The organism is Sediminimonas sp. (assembly GCF_024637375.1).
Taxonomy (GTDB): domain Bacteria; phylum Pseudomonadota; class Alphaproteobacteria; order Rhodobacterales; family Rhodobacteraceae; genus Sediminimonas.
In genome coordinates, this window is record NZ_JAGXFK010000088.1 from 85086 (window position 1) to 103352 (window position 18267).

17 protein-coding genes are annotated in these 18267 nt (G+C 68.0%); 6 read left to right on the forward strand and 11 right to left on the reverse strand.

The features are described from left to right. Window positions 1-37 precede the first annotated feature (37 nt). The 6 genes from Q0L89_RS14005 to trpS all read right to left on the reverse strand — a co-directional run bounded on the left by Q0L89_RS14005 (window position 38) and on the right by trpS (window position 4469). Window positions 38-466 (reverse strand): GNAT family N-acetyltransferase, encoded by a 429-nt coding sequence (locus tag Q0L89_RS14005; RefSeq protein ID WP_296766314.1) that lies wholly within the window; start codon window positions 464-466, stop codon window positions 38-40. Continuing rightward, on the reverse strand, window positions 456-1121 hold the full coding sequence (gene tsaB / locus Q0L89_RS14010) for a tRNA (adenosine(37)-N6)-threonylcarbamoyltransferase complex dimerization subunit type 1 TsaB (protein WP_296766316.1): 666 nt from the start codon (window positions 1119-1121) through the stop codon (window positions 456-458). Before tsaB ends, Q0L89_RS14005 begins: the two co-directional genes overlap by 11 nt. After that, a complete protein-coding gene (locus tag Q0L89_RS14015; RefSeq protein WP_296766319.1) occupies window positions 1111-1674 on the reverse strand; it encodes a NifU family protein in 564 nt (187 codons plus the stop codon). Before Q0L89_RS14015 ends, tsaB begins: the two co-directional genes overlap by 11 nt. A 96-nt stretch (window positions 1675-1770) precedes the next feature. After that, window positions 1771-2226: a universal stress protein gene (locus tag Q0L89_RS14020; protein ID WP_296766321.1), complete on the reverse strand. Its 456-nt coding sequence runs from the start codon at window positions 2224-2226 to the stop codon at window positions 1771-1773. 63 nt (window positions 2227-2289) lie between these two features. After that, on the reverse strand, window positions 2290-3153 hold the full coding sequence (locus Q0L89_RS14025; RefSeq protein WP_296766324.1) for a branched-chain amino acid aminotransferase: 864 nt from the start codon (window positions 3151-3153) through the stop codon (window positions 2290-2292). A gap of 266 nt (window positions 3154-3419) precedes the next feature. Further along, window positions 3420-4469 (reverse strand): tryptophan--tRNA ligase, encoded by a 1050-nt coding sequence (gene trpS / locus Q0L89_RS14030; protein ID WP_296766327.1) that lies wholly within the window; start codon window positions 4467-4469, stop codon window positions 3420-3422. Window positions 4470-4544: 75 nt separating this feature from the next. Between trpS and Q0L89_RS14035 the strand changes: the two genes are divergently transcribed. Then, on the forward strand, window positions 4545-5234 hold the full coding sequence (locus Q0L89_RS14035; protein WP_296766329.1) for a rhomboid family intramembrane serine protease: 690 nt from the start codon (window positions 4545-4547) through the stop codon (window positions 5232-5234). Window positions 5235-5246: 12 nt separating this feature from the next. Here the strand turns inward: Q0L89_RS14035 and murJ are convergent, their stop codons facing one another. The 3 genes from murJ to Q0L89_RS14050 form a co-directional block, all read right to left on the reverse strand. After that, on the reverse strand, window positions 5247-6791 hold the full coding sequence (murJ, locus tag Q0L89_RS14040; protein ID WP_296766332.1) for a murein biosynthesis integral membrane protein MurJ: 1545 nt from the start codon (window positions 6789-6791) through the stop codon (window positions 5247-5249). Between the two features lie 251 nt (window positions 6792-7042). Next, the gene (locus Q0L89_RS14045) at window positions 7043-9829 is read right to left on the reverse strand and encodes a [protein-PII] uridylyltransferase (protein ID WP_296766362.1); all 2787 of its coding nucleotides are present in this window, start codon (window positions 9827-9829) and stop codon (window positions 7043-7045) included. A 19-nt stretch (window positions 9830-9848) separates the two neighbouring features. Beyond that, the gene (locus tag Q0L89_RS14050) at window positions 9849-11048 is read right to left on the reverse strand and encodes a penicillin-binding protein activator (protein WP_296766335.1); all 1200 of its coding nucleotides are present in this window, start codon (window positions 11046-11048) and stop codon (window positions 9849-9851) included. A gap of 85 nt (window positions 11049-11133) precedes the next feature. Between Q0L89_RS14050 and rsmI the strand changes: the two genes are divergently transcribed. Genes rsmI through Q0L89_RS14070 form a run of 4 tightly spaced genes read left to right on the forward strand, consistent with a single transcriptional unit; the run spans window position 11134 to window position 14365 of the window. Beyond that, the gene (gene rsmI, locus Q0L89_RS14055) at window positions 11134-11997 is read left to right on the forward strand and encodes a 16S rRNA (cytidine(1402)-2'-O)-methyltransferase (protein ID WP_296766337.1); all 864 of its coding nucleotides are present in this window, start codon (window positions 11134-11136) and stop codon (window positions 11995-11997) included. A 53-nt stretch (window positions 11998-12050) separates the two neighbouring features. Next, entirely contained in the window at window positions 12051-12464 is a 414-nt protein-coding gene (locus Q0L89_RS14060) for a YraN family protein (RefSeq protein WP_296766340.1), read from the forward strand. A 57-nt stretch (window positions 12465-12521) separates the two neighbouring features. Then, on the forward strand, window positions 12522-13457 hold the full coding sequence (gene gshB, locus Q0L89_RS14065) for a glutathione synthase (RefSeq protein ID WP_296766342.1): 936 nt from the start codon (window positions 12522-12524) through the stop codon (window positions 13455-13457). Then, the gene (locus Q0L89_RS14070; RefSeq protein WP_296766345.1) at window positions 13454-14365 is read left to right on the forward strand and encodes an alpha/beta hydrolase; all 912 of its coding nucleotides are present in this window, start codon (window positions 13454-13456) and stop codon (window positions 14363-14365) included. Before gshB ends, Q0L89_RS14070 begins: the two co-directional genes overlap by 4 nt. Here Q0L89_RS14070 and Q0L89_RS14075 read toward each other — a convergent pair. Both Q0L89_RS14075 and Q0L89_RS14080 read right to left on the reverse strand, forming a co-directional pair. Continuing rightward, complete coding sequence (locus Q0L89_RS14075) at window positions 14331-15845, reverse strand: YifB family Mg chelatase-like AAA ATPase (RefSeq protein ID WP_296766348.1); 1515 nt, start codon at window positions 15843-15845, stop codon at window positions 14331-14333. The two genes, Q0L89_RS14070 and Q0L89_RS14075, sit on opposite strands and share 35 nt — an antisense overlap. Window positions 15846-15921: 76 nt before the next feature. Continuing rightward, window positions 15922-16827 (reverse strand): rhodanese-related sulfurtransferase, encoded by a 906-nt coding sequence (locus Q0L89_RS14080; RefSeq protein WP_296766351.1) that lies wholly within the window; start codon window positions 16825-16827, stop codon window positions 15922-15924. Between the two features lie 108 nt (window positions 16828-16935). On the opposite strand from Q0L89_RS14080, the gene pncB reads away from it, so the two are divergent. Next, entirely contained in the window at window positions 16936-18228 is a 1293-nt protein-coding gene (gene pncB / locus Q0L89_RS14085; RefSeq protein WP_296766353.1) for a nicotinate phosphoribosyltransferase, read from the forward strand. Window positions 18229-18267 lie beyond the last annotated feature (39 nt).

Sequence of the window (18267 nt, forward strand, 5' to 3'; positions counted from 1 at the left end):
CGTCTTGGCAAGACGGCTGCGCGCCGCCATCTCATCCTCAGGCGGGTGCGCACCGCATCACGATGGCATCCGCCGGTGCCGACTCTGCGCGCCGGTAATAGCGTTCTCGCCGACCGACGCGCCGGAACCCGGCCGCGCGGTAGAGTGCCAGTGCCGGGGCATTGTCCGCGGCCACCTCAAGGAATGCCTCTGCCGCCCCCCGCGCGGCGGCTTCGGCCAGGAACGCCGCCAGGCAGGCGCGCGCCAGCCCCCTGCGCCGTGCCGCCGGCGCCGTGGCGAGCGTGAGGAGTTCCGCTTCCCCGGCGGCAACACGGCCGATTGCGAAACAGCGTCCCGTTTCGGCGTTGCCGGCCTCTACGCAGAAGGTGTCGGGAGTGCGGAGCAGTTCGCGCAGTTCCGCCGCGCCCCAGGGCCGCCCGCGGTCGAAGGCGGCGGCGTGGATGGCGGCCATCTCGTCAATCGTCATCGGCCAGGATCACCGGCGGGGCGTCGCGCGCGGGCGCCGCGTCGGCGCCCCGGATATAAAGCGGGGCGGGCGGGGGCAGATCCTGCCCCAGACGCCGGGCGGCAAGTCGGGCGATGGCCTCAGGCAGGGGAAAGGCCGCCTGCCGGGGCGTTCCGGCACATTGCGCGGCCACGTCCGCGGCGTATGCCCCGATGCAGGCAGGCCCGGCCGATGCCGGGATCGGGGGCAGCGCCACCAGGGATGCCAGAACCGGCGCAGCGGTTTCGCCGCCGCCGATGATTTGCAGGTAAAGCTGATCGCGCGGCGCGGCGACGGTCGAGATCACCACGCCCGGCGTGCCGAAAGCCTGTGCTTCGAGGGTCGAGACACCGATCGCGGGGATCGACAGCGCCAGCGCCAACCCGCGCGCCGCCGACACCGAAATGCGGATGCCGGTGAAGTTGCCCGGCCCGGTACCCACACCGATGGCCGACAGATCCTGCCATGTGGCTCCGGCCTGGGCGAGCACCTCTTCGAGCAGGGGAAACAGACGTTCGGCCTGCCCGGTCTTCATGTCCTCGTGGCGATGCGCCAGCAGCCGTGAGCCCGACAGCAAAGCGGCCGCGCAGTGCGCGGCCGACGTGTCGAACCCCAGGACCAATGGCTCAGACGGCAACCGGCTGCACCTCGGTCACTTCGGGGATGTAGTGGCGCAACAGGTTCTCGATGCCCATCTTCAGCGTCAGCGTCGAGGACGGACAGCCCGCGCAGGCGCCTTGCATGTGCAGGTACACGACACCGCGTTCGAAGCCATGAAAGGTGATGTCGCCACCGTCCTGCGCCACCGCGGGCCGGACGCGGGTGTCAAGCAACTCCTTGATCTGGCCAACGATCTCGGCGTCGGGGCCGTCATGATCAGCGTGGCCCGAGGCCCCCCCGGCACCGCCGGCCATGACCGGCTGCCCCGATTGGAAATGTTCCATGATCGCGCCCAGGATCGCCGGTTTGATGTGATCCCATTCGACGTTCTCGTCTTTGGTCACTGTCACGAAATCCGTGCCCAGAAAGACGGCGTTCACCCCTTGCACACCGAAGATCCGCGCCGCGAGTGGCGATTTCTCGGCGCCTTCAGACGACGGGAAGTCGGCGGTTCCGGTTTCCAGGACATTCTGGCCCGGCAGGAACTTGAGCGTGGCGGGGTTGGGGGTCGATTCGGTCTGGATGAACATTGGCAAAAGCCTTTCCGCGTTTGCTAGGGATATGCGTCGCACTTGCCCGGAAGTCAAGGTTTGGAACGATTCTAACCCATTGCATGGGGTGTGCTCTCAGGTAATCGCCTCAAGCCGTTCCTTGGACATCTCGCCCGGAACGACCGTGATCGGAACCGGCAGCGTGCCGGCGCTGCGCGACAACTGCGTGACCAGCGGCCCCGGCCCCTTCTTGTCGGTGCCGGCGCCCAGAACCAGGACGCCGATTTCGGGGTCGTCCTGTATCTGTTGCAGGATTTCGTCCACCGCTTCGCCTTCGCGGATCACCAATTCGGGGTCGATGTTCTGCCTGTCGCGCATCCACTTTGCGAAGACCTCGAAATGGGCATGGATGCGTTCGCGCGCCTCTTCGCGCAGCAGGTCGCCGACGCCGATCCAGTGGTTGAATTCCTCTGGCGGGATCACAGCGAGGATCGACACGCCGCCGCCCGTTTGCGCCGCACGCATCGCCGCGAAGCGCATCGCGTTGAGGCATTCGCGGCTGTCGTCCAACACTACCAGAAACTTGCGCATGACCGGTCCCCCTTGGGCCAGCATCATGGCGCCAATCGCATCGCTGCGCAATATCGGGGAGCCTCAGCCGACGCTATGGGCCCAGTCCCAGTAAAGTTCGCGCACGCGGCGGGTGACGGGGCCGACCTGGTAGTGGGTGTCGTCGAACTGCGTGACCGGCGTGACCTTCGAGAAGTTGCCCGACAGGAATACCTCGTCGGCACGATGGAAATCATCGAAGGTCAGAACGGTTTCATGCACGTCCATCCCCTCGGCCGCGAGATTCGAGATATGACGCGCCCGCGTGATGCCGGCCAGGAATGTGCCGTTGGCGATCGGCGTGAACAGTTCGCCGTCCTTGACCATGAAGATGTTCGCCGTGGCGCTTTCGGCGACGTTGCCCATGGCATCGGCGACCAGTGCGTTGGCGAAGCCCTTGGCGTGCGCTTCGCTCAGCATCCGCGCGTTGTTGGGATAGAGGCACCCCGCCTTGGCGTTGACGACGGCGTTTTCAAGGATCGGGCGGCGGAACCGGGTACGTGTCAGCGTGACGGTTGCCTCGGCCGGGGCCATGGGTATCTCTTCGAGGCAAACTGCAAAGCCTGTTTCGCCGCTGCGCGGTACGACCGCCGTCGCGTCACCATGGATGCCCCAGTACATCGGTCGGATATAGACCGGCGCATCCTTCGGGTAAGCCGCCAGGCCCTCGCGGATGATCTCGACCATGTCCGTGGTGGTCACCGTCGGGGTCAGCATCAGCGCCTCGGCCGAGCGGTTGACCCGCGCGCAATGAGCGTCGAGGTCCGGCGCAATTCCTTCGAAATAGCGGGCACCGTCGAACACCGTGCTGCCCAGCCAACTGCCATGGTCCGCAGCGCGCATTATCATCGTGTCGCCGTCGTGCCAAGCCCCCTGGAAATAGGTTCGGATGTTCTTGCCTGTCGCCATTGCCCTGCCCTCTGCTTGCCGGTCGATGGCTGCACCTTAGCAGCGCCGGCGCCCGAGTAAAGCAACTGTCGCGGAAATGGGCCCCTGCCGGTCGGGGTTGGCCGGCAGGGGCCTTGATCATGAAAATGCAACGCCGTGCAAGAACTTGTGGCAATCATGGGGCACGCGGCGATGAAAAGATTCGCGTCGGACAGGTCCACGACCTCAAGCAAAAGCATACCAGCGCCGTGCAACGGATTCGTGACAGTGTCGCGTGTCTTGCGGGTTCAGGTGCTGCGGACCATCCCGACGATATCGTAGGTGCGGGCAAGGATCGGCGCGGCCAGCGCGCGCGCGCGCTCGGCGCCGCGGCCCAGAACCCGGTCGATCTCGTCGGGGTGCTGCATCAGCCGCCCCATTTCCTCCGAGATCGGTGCCAACCGGGTTACCGCCAGATCGGCGAGCATCGGTTTGAATTCGGAGAACTGCTTGCCGCCGGCGTCGCGCAGCACCTCTTCGATCGTCGAGTCCGAAAGCGCCGCGTAGATGTTGACGAGGTTGCGCGCCTCCGCGCGCCCCTCCAGCCCCCCGGGTTCGGAGGGCAGGGCATCCGGGTCGGTCTTGGCCTTGCGGATCTTGCGCGCGATGGTGTCGGCATCGTCGGTCATGTTGATCCGGCTGGCATCGGACGGGTCCGATTTCGACATCTTCTTGGTCCCGTCGCGCAGGCTCATCACGCGGGTGGCGGTGCCCTCGATGACGGGCTCTGTCAGGGGGAAGAAATCGACACCGTAGTCGTGGTTGAACTTGGCCGCGGTGTCGCGGGTCAGTTCCAGGTGCTGTTTCTGGTCCTCGCCCACGGGGACGTGCGTGGCATGGTACAGAAGGATGTCGGCGGCCATCAGCGCCGGATACCCGAACAGGCCCAGCGACGCGTTCTCGGCATTCTTGCCGGCCTTGTCCTTGAACTGCGTCATGCGCTTCATCCAGCCCATGCGCACCACGCAGTTGAATATCCATGCCAGTTGCGCGTGCTCGGCCACCTGGCTCTGGTTGAAGAGAATGGATTTCTCGGGGTCCAGCCCCGCCGCAAGGTAGCCGGCCGTCAGTTCACGGGTCTGGCGGCGCAGGGCCTCGGGCTCCTGCCAGACGGTGATCGCGTGCAGATCGACCACACAGTAGATCGTCTGAACGCCGCTTTCCTGCATGTCGACGAAACGCCGGATCGCACCAAGGTAATTCCCCAGCGTCAGCCCGCCCGAGGGTTGGATCCCGGAAAACACCCGCGGGTTGAAAGCCGCGTTCGGGCTGGATTGCGATTGCGCCGCACCCGTCATGGGGTATCTCCGTCTGGATTTATCGGTCGAGGTGGCTTACCCATGCCCCGTAGCGCCGTCAAGGAGAGCCGCGAGATGAGCAGCCCCACCCCGCCGACCCCGGCCGTGAACCCCGTCGCGCCGGTGGTCATCGCGCTGTTTTTCGTGATCATCGGTGTCGAGGCGGCCTTTACCCTTGGCGCACAGGGGTTTGTCGGCGGACCGAATGCCGTGGGCTGGCGCGTGGCGGCGATACAGAACTATGGCTTTTCGGCGGTGATCTTCGACTGGATGTGGACAAACGGGCGCTGGCCGGCGGAGCACCTGATACGGTTCGTAACCTACCCGTTCGTGCACGGCTCGTTCATCCACGCGTTCTTTGCGGGCGGGATGCTGCTGGCGCTCGGCAAGTTCGTGGGGGATGTCTTCAGCCAGTTGGCGACGCTGGCGGTCTTCGTGGGGTCATGCGCGATCGGAGCCCTGGCTTACGGCGTTCTGCTGGATGATCAGATCCCGCTCTTTGGGGCGTTCCCGGGGGTCTACGGCATGATTGGGGCGTTTACCTACCTGCTTTGGCTGCGTCTGGGCGCGGAGGGGGCACAGCAATCCCGCGCCTTCGTGCTGATCGGTGCGCTCATGGCGATCCAGCTCGTGTTCGGGCTTCTCTTCGGTGGCAGCAACGTCTGGGTTGCCGATCTTGCCGGGTTCGCGGCGGGGTTCGGCCTGTCGTTTTTCCTGTCACCGGGGGGATGGGCGAAGCTGCGCGACAAGCTGCGCCACAAGTGACACGCACGCTTGTCAGCCCCGGCGGCCGAGCGCGCGGCGGAACTGTGACAGGCGGAACGCGCCGATCATCTGGCCGATCCCGAAATAGCTGAGCATGCCGATGCCGATCAGCACCCCAAGTGCCAGATAGCGCCAACCGGCAATCGCGAAGAACGGGCTGAGCAATGCCATGGAAACCCATAGCACCCCGCCCATGGCCAAGGCCGCTGCGACGATGCGCCAGATGCGGGCGTGAAACCGGGCGTCGAAGCGCGCCACCTCGCCCATGGGGCGGGCGCCGAATGCCAGTTGCGCCATCATGGCCCAGCCGGCGACGGTGGTACCGATGGCCGCCGCGATCCAGCCGATGAAAGGGGCGAGGCCTATTGCGACGGCCGCGTTCACCACCATTGCCACGAGCGCGTAATGGAACGGGCTGCGCGTATCTTCGCGTGCAAAATACAGTGGTTGCAGGATCTTCTGCATCACGAAGGCGGGCAGCCCGAGCCCGTAGACCATGACCGCCATCGAGATCGCGGCGCTGTCGTCGGCGGTGGTGGCGCCGCGTTCGAACAGCACCGAGACCAGCGGCAGCGGTATGACCACCAGCGCCACTGCGGCCGGAATCGTCAGGCCCAGCGATATTTCGGCCGCGCGCGACAACGCATCGCGGCCTCCGGTGGTGTCGCCGGCCTTGAGGCGGCGCGAGAGGTCGGGCAGCAGCACCACGCCGATGGCGATGCCGACCACCCCGAGGGGCAATTGATACAGCCGGTCGGCGGCAAACAGCCACCCGACCGCGTGGTCGAAATAGCTGGCAACCTGTTGTCCCACCAGCAGGTTTACCTGCACCACGCCACCGGCCAGCGCCGCCGGAACGGCCACCCTTACCAGCCGCGCCATGGCGGGTGTCCAACGTGGTCGGCAAAGGGGCATGGTGAACCCCGCCTTCCGGGCCGCCAGCCAGACAAGCAAAAATTGTGCAACCCCGGCCACCGGGATTGTCCAGACCAGGGCGCGCGCCACGTCGCCGCCGAGCCACGCTGCCCCGGCCATGCCGCCGATGAGCAGCACGTTCAGCAGCACCGGCGCGGCGGCGGCGGCGGCAAAACGGCCCATGGCGTTGAGAACGCCCGACAACAGCGCCGCCAGCGAGATGAACAGGATGTAGGGAAAGGCGATGCGCCCGAATTCGACCGCCAGCGGGAACTGCGCCTGCCCGGCAAACCCCGAGGCCAGCCCCAGCACCAGCCACGGCATCGCCACCTGCGCCAGCAGCGTCAGCGCCAGCAGCACCGTGGCAAGCCCCGCAAACGCCTGCCCGGCGAAACCGGGCGCATCCTCGCCGGCCTCGTAACGCTTGGAAAACATGGGAACAAAGGCCATGTTGAAGGCGCCCTCGGCGAAGAAGCGGCGAAACATGTTGGGCAGGCGGAAGGCCACCACGTAGGCCTCGTAGGCGGGCCCGGTGCCCAGGAACGCCAGGATCATCGCATCGCGCAGGAAGCCGAGGATGCGGCTGAGCATGGTCCACATGCCCACCGTGACGAAGCCCGACAACAGGCGGATGGGTTTCATCGGTGCATCCTTCGCGTTTCGCGTGCCCATCCCGATTAGACGATGCCGCACGCCGCGAAAAGCCCCGCCTGTACCAAACCTGCCTACGGGTTGTACCGGCGGGTGGGGCGAAACGGCGACAATGGCGCTGCAAAAGCGGCCGCGCATGGCAAGGCCGGACCCGCGGTGGTGGCGGGTTCTACGGCCTGTACCGGCGTTGCGTAAGCAAATGCGCGGCGCGGCGGGCGGCCCACGCCTTTATTCCGCGCCCCTCAGGCCCTTGCGCGCTGGGCGCCTTCGGTGATGGCGGCGCGGAGTTTGCGTTCAAGCGTTTTCTGCTTGGCGGCGGAGTGGAATTTCAGCCCGAACATGTCCTTGACGTAGAACGAGTCGACGACTTGTTCGCCATAGGTGGCGATGACGGCGCTGGCGATGTAGACGTTCGCGTCGGCCAGGGTGCGGGTAAGGTCATAGAGCAGGCCGGGCCGGTCGCGGGTGTCGACCTCGATTATGGTGTAGATTTCCGAACCTTCGTTGTCGAAGGTGATCGAGGTGGGCACCCGGAAGGCGCGTTCGCGCTTGCGGATCTTGTCGCGGCTCTGGATTTCCTCGGCCGGCACCACCTCGCCGGCCAGCGTCTTGTCGATCATCCGGCGCAGGCGCGGCAGGCCGGCATCGTCATAGGGGTGGCCGTGGGCGTCCTGGATCCAGAACACCGCTGTCGCGTAGCCGTCCTTTGACGTGTAGGTGCGCGCATCGACCACGTTGGCGCCGACCAGTGCCAGCGCGCCGGCCAGCCGCGAGAAGATGCCGGGGTGGTCGGCCAGCGCGAAACAGGCGCGGGTGGCGTCGCGGTCCTCGTCGGGGTGCAGGTCGATGCGGACCTGTGCGTCGGGCAGGTCGCGCAGCATGTTGGCGAACACCACCTGCGTGGCGGTGTCCAGCCCCTGCCAGTAGGGCGGGTAGTGGCGGGCGGTTTCGCGTTTCAGCTCGGTGGCGGGCCAATCGGCGAGCGCCTTGCGCAGCGCCTTGCGGGCCTGGGTGCCGCGGTTCTCGCGGTTGAGTTCCTCCAGCCCGTGTTCCAGCGCGCGGGCGGTTTCGGCGTGCAACTGGCGCAGCAGCATCGCTTTCCAGTTGTTCCAGGTGCCGGGGCCGACGCCGCGGATGTCGCACACGGTGAGCACCGTCATCAGGTCGAGCCGCTTGCGGGTCTTCACCGCCTTGGCGAAGTCGCGCAGGGTGCGCGGGTCGCTGAGGTCGCGTTTCTGCGCCATGTCCGACATCAGCAGATGATAGCGCACCAGCCATTCCACGGTGTCGCATTCGTTGCGCGTCAGCCCCAGCCGCGGCGCCACCTTGCGGGCGACGCGGGCGCCGAGAACCGAGTGATCCTCGTCGCGGCCCTTGCCGATGTCGTGCAGCAGCAGGGCGACGAAGATCACCTTGCGGTTGACGCCCTCGCGCAGGATGCTGCTGGCGACTGGCAGTTCCTCGACCAGTTCGCCGCGCTCGATCTGGGCCAGGTTGCGGATGCACTGGATGGTGTGTTCGTCCACCGTGTAGTGGTGGTACATGTTGAACTGCATCATTGCCACGATGGGTTCGAATTCGGGGATGAAGGCGGCCAGCATCCCCAGTTCGTTCATCCGGCGCAGGGCGCGTTCGGGGTTGCCGTGTCTCAGCATCAGGTCGAGGAAGATGCGCTGCGCCTCACGGTCGTGGCGCATGTCGTCGTCGATAAGGTGCAGGTTGGCGGCCACCAGGCGCATCGCGTCGGGGTGGATCAGCATGCCGGTGCGCAGCCCTTCCTCGAACAGGCGCAGCAGGTTGAGCTTGTCGGCCAGGAACGCCGCCTCGTCCTCGATCGCCAGGCGGTTGCGGATCACCCGGTAGCCGGGTTTCACCTTGGGGGTACGGCGGAAGATGCGTTCGAGCAGCGGCGCGCCCTTGAGGTGGTCGGCCTCAAGCTTGGTCAGGAAGATGCGCGTCAGGTCGCCCACGGCGGTGGCGTGGCGGAAATAGTCCTGCATGAAATGTTCGACCGCGCGGCGACCGCCGCGATCCTTGTAGCCCATGCGCGCCGCCACATCGACCTGCAGGTCGAAGGCAAGCTGGTCGGCAGCGCGTCGGGTGATCAGGTGCAAATGGCAGCGCACCGCCCAGAGAAACGATTCGGCGCGCGTGAAAGTGTTGAATTCGTCGGCGGTGAACACGCCCAGCCGCACCAGTTCGGCCGCGTCCTGCACGCCGTGGATGTACTTGGCGATCCAGAACAGCGACTGCAGGTCGCGCAGCCCGCCCTTGCCTTCCTTGACGTTGGGTTCGACCATGTAGCGCTGGCCGCCCTGCTTTTCGTGCCGGGCGTCGCGCTCTTCGAGCTTGGCCTCGACGAATTCGCGGGCGCTGCCCCGGAACAGATCCTTGCGCAGGCGGCGGTCGAGATCCGCCGCGAGCCCGGCGTCGCCGGCGAGGAAGCGGTGTTCGAGCAGCGCGGTGCGGATGGTGAAATCGTCGGCCCCGAGGCTGAGACACTCGCGCAGGGTGCGGGTGGCGTGGCCGACCTTGAGCTTGAGATCCCACAGGACGTAGAGCATCGATTCGACCGCCGCGTGGATCGCGCCGGAGGGCGATTTCGGCGTCAGGAACAGCAGGTCGACATCGGAATGCGGCGCCATTTCGCCGCGCCCGTAGCCGCCCACGGCGATCAGCGCGATTGCGTCCGGGTCCAGGTGGTGGCGTCGCGTCGCGTGATCGAGCGCAAGCGTGACGATGCAATCGGTCAGCCAGGCATAGGCGCGGGTGGTCTTGCGCGCCTCGAAAGGGCGCTGCGCGAAGGCGTCGGCGATGGCGCCGCGGCCGCGTGCCATCGCCGCGCCCAGCACCTTGACGGCGGCGGCCTGAGCGGCGGCAGCGGCGTCGGCATCGTCGTCGCCCGCCGCCGTGGGCCCTGTAGCCGCATCGAGCGCGGCATCGAGCGCGCGCGCCGTCGCGGCGTAGTCGAGGATCGCCTCGGGCGCGCAGATCAGATCCTCGGCCGGCGGCGGGCCGTCGCGCGCCAAGGTGGGGGCGTTGGCCGGATCAGAAGCCGGCACGACCGAAGGACCGCGGCGCGGGGGAGATCACGTCGACCCGGGCGTCGTTGATCTGGGCCACGGCCAGCCCGCGTTCGTTGGTACCGTCGCGGCGCAGACGGAAGACGCCGTTCACCCCCTGGAAGCCCGCGGCCTGCGTCAGAGCGCCAATGGTCAGCGCGTCGCGCCGACCGGATTCGACGAGCGCGCCGATGGCGGCGACCCCGTCATAGGCCAACCCGCTGATCGGGTGCGGATCGCCGCTGTAGGCCTCTTGGTAGCGGCCGCGGTAGCGCGCGGTCCGTTGCGGATCGGGCAGCGCGAACCACCCCCCCTGCACGCCGGGAAGATCCAGCGTCTGGGCGGGGATGTCCCAGCGGGTGAGCCCGACATATTGCAGCTCAGGCCCCGGTTGGAGCCCGGCCTCGGGCAGCATCTGGGTAAGCAGCGGCAGCGCGCCGGCGGAGTTGGAGGTCAGGAAGATGGTGTCGGCGTTGCTTTCCTTGACCCGCTCGACGATGCGGTCCACCGCGTCGATCACCCCGTCTTGCGACAGCGGGTAGGACACCGCGCCGGACAGCGGCAGGGCTGATCGCGCCGCGGCGTCGGAGATCGCCTGGAGGCCGAGCCGGCCGGAAGCCTCGTTGGAATGCACCACGACAATGCTGCGCCGCCCCTGCGCGGCGGCGAAGCTGACCAGCCGGTTGGCGGTGTTCCGGTAGGTCTGGCCGAGCACGAACAGGTTGCCGCCGGCGATGGTGGTGTTGTTGGAAAACGACAGCACGTTGATACCACGCGGCGCCACGGCGACGGCGGCGGCGTTGGCAGTTTCGGCGTAGACCGGGCCGAGGATGATCTTCGCGCCTTCGTCGACGGCGCGGGCGGCGGCGGCGCGCGCCTGCTGCGGGGCGGCGGCGGTGTCGTAGACGCGCAAGTCGATGGTCACGCCGCGCAAATCGTCGATTGCCATCCGTGCCGCGTTTTCGAGCGACTGCGCGAGCACCGCGTCGCCGCTTTTGCCCGATCCGCTGGGCACCAGCAGCGCCACCTGCACCGGCGCGTCGGCGTCGACGCTGGGCCCGGCGCCTATTCCGGGTCCGACGCCGATGCCCGGGGCGACCGGCTGGCAGGCGGCCACCCAGGCGACGGCAAGGATCGACACGAGGAGGGCAATCGACTTGCGGGCACGGGTCAAAACGGCAAACATGGGGCCTCCGGATTTCGTCGGGGTGCGGCGGCACTGCGCGCCGGCGGGTTCGGGACGATCATAAACACCATGCGGGGCGGGTCCAGTGTTGAATCGGCAAGCGGAACACCCGGCGCCCGGGCTTTACCTGGTGGCGGTGCCCATCGGGGCGGCGCGCGACATCACGCTCAGGGCACTGGACCTGCTGGCCGGCGCCGACGTGATCGCCGCCGAGGACACCCGCGCCATGCGTCGGCTGATGGATATCCACGGCATCGCACCGGGCGAGCGGCCGCTGCTGTCATACCACGACCATAACGGGGCGCGAATGCGACCGCGGCTGCTGGCTGAACTGGCGGCGGGCAAGTCGGTGGTCTATGCCTCGGAGGCCGGGTCGCCGCTGGTGGCCGACCCGGGGTACGCGCTGGTGCGCGCGGCGCGCGAGGCCGGGCACGCGGTGACCGCGGCGCCGGGGCCCTCGGCGGTGATCGCGGCGCTCAGCGTCGGCGGACTGCCGACCGACCGGTTCCTGTTCGCCGGGTTCCTGCCCGGCAGCGCCGGGCAGCGCAAGTCGGCGCTGGCCGAGCTGGCCGGGGCACCCGCGACGCTGGTGTTCTACGAATCGCCCAAGCGGCTGGCGGCGATGCTGCGCGATGCGGCGGCGACGCTGGGCGAGGCGCGCCGCGCGGCGGTGTGCCGGGAGTTGACCAAGAAATTCGAGGAAGTCGTCCCCGGCACCCTGGCGGAACTGGCCGCCCGCTACGACGGCGCCACCGTGAAAGGCGAAATCGTGGTGCTGGTGGATCGTGGGCATTCGGCGAATATTAACGAAGATGACTTAAACCGTTTGCTTGAAACGGCGCTTGCGGCCCATTCTCTGCGGGATGCCGTCGACAGCGTCACTGCCCGGACGGGGCTGCCGCGCCGCCGCGTTTACCAGGCGGCGCTGCGGCTGGGGCAAGGTGACTGACACTGACCAAGCGGCGCGGTATCGCGCAACGGCCGGGACGAGGAAGGGATGACATGACACTGCATTTCGACGCCGACGCCGGCATCGCCGAACCGGCCGCCCGGCGCCGCGCCGCGGGCCGGCGTGCCCATCTTGCCGGGCAGGCCGGCGAGGCGTGCGTGGAACGGGATTATGTGGCGCGCGGGATGCGCCCGGTGGCGCGGCGCTGGCGCGGTGGCGGCGGCGAGATCGACCTGATCCTGCGCGACGGGGACGGCCTGGTTTTCGTCGAGGTCAAGGCGGCGCGCGATTTCGACCGCGCCGCGGAAAGCCTGTCGGCGGCGCAGATGCGGCGCATCTGCACGGCTGCCAGCGTCTATGCCGCGCAGGACCGGGGCGGGCAGCTTTGCGGAATGCGTTTTGATGTCGCGCTGGTCAACGGGCGCGGCGAGACCCGGATCATCGAGAACGCGTTCGGCGATTTCTGATTTGCCTCCGGCGGTGGGTTGCGCCATTCAATGGACGACACCGCAGGGGGACGCGACATGAAAATCGCCTTTCAGATGGATCCGATCGGCCCGGTCGACATCGATGCCGACAGCACTTTCCGCCTGGCCGAGGAAGCGCAGGCGCGCGGCCACGAGTTGTTCTACTACACGCCCGACATGCTGGCCTATCAGGAGGGGCGGATCACCGCGCGGGGCTGGCCGCTGACGGTGCGGCGGGTGGCGGGCGACCATTTCGGCCTCGGCGCCGAAGCCGAGGTGGACCTGGCCGATTTCGATGTCGTCTGGCTGCGCCAGGATCCGCCCTTCGACATGTTCTACATCACCACGACGCACCTGTTGCAGCGCATCCACCCGGGCACCCTGGTGGTGAACGACCCGTTCTGGGTGCGCAACTACCCGGAAAAGCTGATGGTGCTGGATTTTCCCGAACTGACGCCGCCGACCACCATCGCGCGCGACCTGGCCACCATCCGTGCTTTCAAGGACACGCATGGCGATGTCATCCTCAAGCCGCTTTACGGTAATGGCGGCGCCGGGGTGTTCCGCCTGACCGAAAGCGACCGCAACCTTGCCTCGCTGCACGAGCTGTTCGCCGGGTTCACGCGCGAGCCCTTGATCGTGCAGAAGTTTCTGCCGGCCGTGTCGAAGGGCGACAAGCGGGTGATCCTGGTCGACGGTGTGCCGGCGGGGGCCATCAACCGGGTGCCGGCGGTGGGCGAGACGCGGTCGAACATGCATGTGGGCGGGCGCGCCGAGAGGGCCGAGCTGACCGCGCGCGACCGCGAGATATGCGCCGCCATCGGCCCGCTTCTGCGCGACAAGGGGCAGGTTTTCGTCGGCATCGACGTGATCGGCGACTACCTGACCGAGATCAACGTGACCTCGCCCACCGGCATACAGGAGCTGGAGCGATTCGACGGCAGCAACGTGGCCGGGCTGATCTGGGACGCGATCGAGGCGCGGCGGGCATGAGCCTGTTGCGGCCGCTGCTGAACACCTGGCTGCGGCTGGTCGAAAAACCCCGCCTGGCGCGGGCCCACGAACCACAGGCGCTGCGCCGCACCTTCGAGGCCCATGCGCGGCTGTTCTTTCACGACCCGCGCGGCAGCCGTTTCAGCGCCGGCAGCCTGGGTGGCGTGCCGGTCAAGTGGGCCACGGCGCCGGGTGTGGATGCCGTGGCCGGGCCGCTGGTGCTGCATTTCCACGGCGGCGGTTACGTCTTCGGGTCGCCGCGCACGCATCGGGCGATGCTGGCGCGGCTGTCGGCGCTGGCGGGGGTGCCGGCCTGCCTGCCTGATTACCGCCTGGCGCCCGAGCACCCGTTTCCGGCGGCGGTGGAGGACGCGCTGGCGGTCTGGCGCGCGGTGGCCGACCGGCCGGGCGGCGTGATCGTGGGCGGCGACAGCGCCGGCGGCGGGCTGGCGCTGGCGCTGATGGGCGAGATCCTGCGCCAAGGGTTGCCGGTGCCAAGGGGGCTGTATGCGATGTCGCCGCTGACTGACATGACCTTTTCCGGCGCCAGCGTGCATGAAAACGCGCGCGCCGAGGCCATGCTGCCGGTCAGCCGGGTGGATGACATGGCGGCGATGTACCTGCCGCAGGGTGGCGCCGAGGACCCGCGCGCCTCGCCGCTGTTTGCCGATTTCACCGGCGGGCCGCCGGTGTGGCTGTGCGTCGGCGATACCGAGATCCTGCGCGACGACACGCGGCGCATGGCCGCGCGACTGCGCGACCAGGGTGTGCCGGTCGAGGTGACACTCGCCCACGACCTGCCCCATGTCTGGCCGATCTTCCAGCCATTACTGCCCGAGGCGATGGCGACCCTGCGCGCGCTGGCGGGCTGGATCAGCCGTCGCCCAGCCCCGTCAGACGGTAGCTGAGCGCCTCGGCCAGGTGCGGCAGCGCCACCGCGTCGGCGCCGTCCAGATCGGCGATGGTGCGCGCCACCCTGAGCACCCGGTGATAGCCACGCGCGGTCAGCCCGAAACGGTCGGCGGCGCGGGCGAGCAGCGCGCGCCCCTCGGTATCGGGGGTGGCAATTTCCTCGAGCATCGCGCCCTCGGCATCGGCGTTGAGATGCGCGCTGGGCTGGTCGGCAAAGCGCGCCTGCTGGCACGCGCGGGCGTCGGCGACGCGCGCCGCCACGGTGACCGATGCGTCGCCCGCGGCGGGCAGGCCGAGATCGGAGAACGCGACGGGCGGCACCTCGATGCGCATATCGAAGCGGTCCATCAGCGGGCCCGAGATACGGCCCATGTAATCGGCGCCGCAGCCGGGGGCGCGCGAACAGGCGCGCCCCGCGTCGCCAAGGTGGCCGCATTTGCAGGGGTTGGCGGCGGCGACCAGCAAAAAGCGACACGGGTAGGTCACATGCGCGTTGGCGCGCGCGATCATCACCTCGCCGGTCTCGATCGGCTGGCGCAGGGTTTCCAGCACCGTGCGCGGAAATTCGGGGAATTCGTCCATGAACAGCACCCCGTTATGGGCGAGGCTGATTTCGCCGGGCCGGGCGCTGCGCCCGCCGCCGACGATGGCGGCCATCGAGGCGGTGTGATGCGGCTCGCGGAACGGGCGAGTGCGGGAAATGCCGCCGGCGTCCAGCAGCCCGGCCAGCGAGTGGATCATCGAGGTATCCAGCGCCTCGGCGGCGGTGAGGTCGGGCAGGATGCCGGGCAGGCGGGCGGCCAGCATCGATTTACCCGAGCCGGGGCTGCCGACCATCATCAGGTGGTGGCGTCCGGCGGCGGCGATTTCCAGCGCCCGCTTGGCGCGTTCCTGGCCCTTGACGTCGCGCAGGCAGCGCGCGCTGGCGTCCTGCGTCACCTCGCCCGGTTCGGCCGGGGCGAGCGGGGTCTGGCCGGTGAAGTGGCGCACCACGTCACCCAGCCCGCGCGGCGCAATCACTTGCGTGGCGCCGACCCAGGCGGCCTCGGCCCCGCAGGCGCGCGGGCACAGCAACATGCGGTCTTCGCGGGCGGCGGCCATGGCGGCGGGCAGGGCACCGTTGACCGCGACCAGGTCGCCGTCGAGCGACAGCTCGCCCAGTGCGGTCGTGCCCGCGGCGGCATCGTCGGGGATGATTTCGAGCGCCGCCAGCAACGCCAGCGCGATGGGCAGGTCGAAATGGCTGCCCTCCTTGGGCAGGTCGGCGGGCGACAGGTTGACGGTGATGCGCTTGGCCGGCAGCGCGATCGACAGTGCGTTCAGCGCCGCGCGCACCCGTTCGCGCGCCTCGCTGACCGCCTTGTCGGGCAGTCCGACGATGGCGAATGCCGGCAGACCTGGGGCGACGGCGCACTGCACCTCGACGGTGCGGGCGCTGACGCCTTCGAACGCGACCGTGTAAGCGTGCGAGACCATGCCGACCCCCTGTGGCAAGACATGGTTAACGCTTAAGCGCGGAGGGTTGCGGAAAGGTTAACGGCGGTGCGGCGTTTCACACCCCGCCGAGGTGTTTCTCGCCGCGGGCTTGGGCCAGCGTGATCTGGCGCTGGCGTTCGCGGAAGCGGGTCTTGTCATCCGGCGATGTTTCATCGGCGCAGTGATGGCAGGACACGCCTTGTTCGTATTCGGCGCGCGCGCGGTCGGCGGGCAGGATTGGCCGGCGGCAAGCATGGCACAACTCGTGCGGCCCTTCGCGCAGGCCGTGACCGACCGACACGCGCCGATCGAAGACGAAGCAGTCGCCGCGCCAGGCGCTGTGCTCGGGCGGCACCTCTTCGAGGTACTTCAGGATGCCGCCACGCAGGTGGTAGACATCCTCGACCCCCTGTTCCAGCAGGTAACTGGTGGATTTCTCGCAGCGAATACCGCCGGTGCAGAACATCGCGATGCGCTTGTTGTGAAAGCGGTGCTTGTTCTTTTCCCACCAGGCGGGAAAGTCGCGAAAGCTGTCGGTGCCGGGGTCGACCGCGCCCTGGAACGTGCCGATGGCGACCTCGTAGGCGTTGCGGGTGTCGATCACCGCCACGTCCGGCGCGCGGATCAGATCGTTCCAATCGGCGGGCGCAACGTAGCTCCCGGCCCGCGCGCGCGGGTCCACGCCGGGCTGTCCCATGGTGACAATCTCGCGCTTGAGGCGCACCTTGAGCCGGGGGAAAGGGGGATTGGACGCGGTGCTTTCCTTCCACTCCAGATCGGCGCAGCCGGGCAGGGCGCGGATATGGGCCAGCACCGCGTCGATGCCGGCGCGGTCGCCGGCGACGGTGCCGTTGATGCCCTCTGGCGCCAGCAGCAGCGTGCCGGTGATGCCGTGTGCCGCGCAGACCGCCCGCAGGGGCGCGCGCAGCGCGGCCGGCTCGGCGAACCGGGTGAAGTGGTAAAGCGCGGCAACGGTGTACATGGCGCGCGATTTACGCCAGCCGCGCCGGCCGCACAAGGGGCGCCATTGACGCCCGCGCCCGCCGCGCCGTAAGCCTGTCGCTGGCCGCAAGAGCCGGAGGAGGCAGCCATGATCGACATCGCCACGCGCGTCTGGAACCACCGCTGGAAGATCGACCCGGTGGTGCGGTCGCTGATCGACAACGATTTCTACAAGTTGCTGATGTGCCAGTCGGTGCTGCGCAACATGCCCGACACGGTGGTCACCTTCAGCCTGATCAACCGCTCGGAGCATGTGCCGCTGGCGCGGCTGATCGACGAGGGCGAGCTGCGCGAACAGCTCGACCACATCCGGTCGCTGTCGCTAACGCGCGGCGAATCGACCTACCTGCGCGGCAACACCTTTTACGGCAAGCGGCAGATGTTCCGCCCCGATTTCATGGAGTGGCTCGAAAACCTGCGTTTGCCGCCTTACCACCTGGAACGGGTGGGCGACCAGTACGAGCTGACCTTCGAGGGGACGTGGCCCGAGGTGATGCTGTGGGAGATCCCGGCGCTGGCGGTGCTGATGGAGCTGCGCGGGCGCGCCGTGCTGGGCTGCATGGGGCGGTTCGAATTGCAGGTTCTTTATGCCCGCGCGTTGACCAAGTTGTGGGAAAAGGTCGAGGCGTTGCAGGGCATCGAGGGGCTGCGGCTGGCCGATTTCGGCACCCGGCGGCGCCACAGCTACCTGTGGCAGGATCGTTGCGTTCAGGCATTGATCGAGGGGTTGGGCGAGAAATTCATCGGCACCTCGAATTGCCATATCGCCATGAAGCGCGATATCGAGGCGATCGGCACCAATGCCCACGAATTGCCCATGGTCTACGCCGCGCTGGCGCGCAACGACGCCGAATTGCGCCAGGCGCCCTACCGGGTAATGGCGGATTGGCAGGAGGAACACGATGGCAACCTGCGCATTGTCTTGCCCGACACCTTCGGCACCGAGGCGTTTCTGGACAACGCCCCAGAATGGCTGGCCGGGTGGACGGGAATGCGAATCGACAGCGGCGACCCCGAGGCCGGCGCCGAGGCGGTGATCAACTGGTGGCGGAAGATGGGCGAAGATCCGCGCGAGAAATTGCTTATCTTTTCAGATGGCCTGGATGTTTCGCGCATCAAGCAATTGCACGGCCGATTTCACGGGCGGGTGCGGGTGTCGTTCGGCTGGGGCACCTACCTGACCAACGATTTCCGCGGGCTGGCCCCGAATGACGCGCTGGCGCCGTTCTCACTGGTCTGCAAGGCGGTCGCCGCGGATGGCAAGCCGACGGTGAAATTGTCTGATAACCCCATGAAATCATTGGGACCACAGGGCGAGATCGCGCGTTACCGCCGGGTTTTCGGCAGTGCCGAAGGGGTCGCCCAGGCGGTTTCGGTCTGATCCACGTTGCCGCTGCCCCCCCCCCCCCCCGGCAGGCCC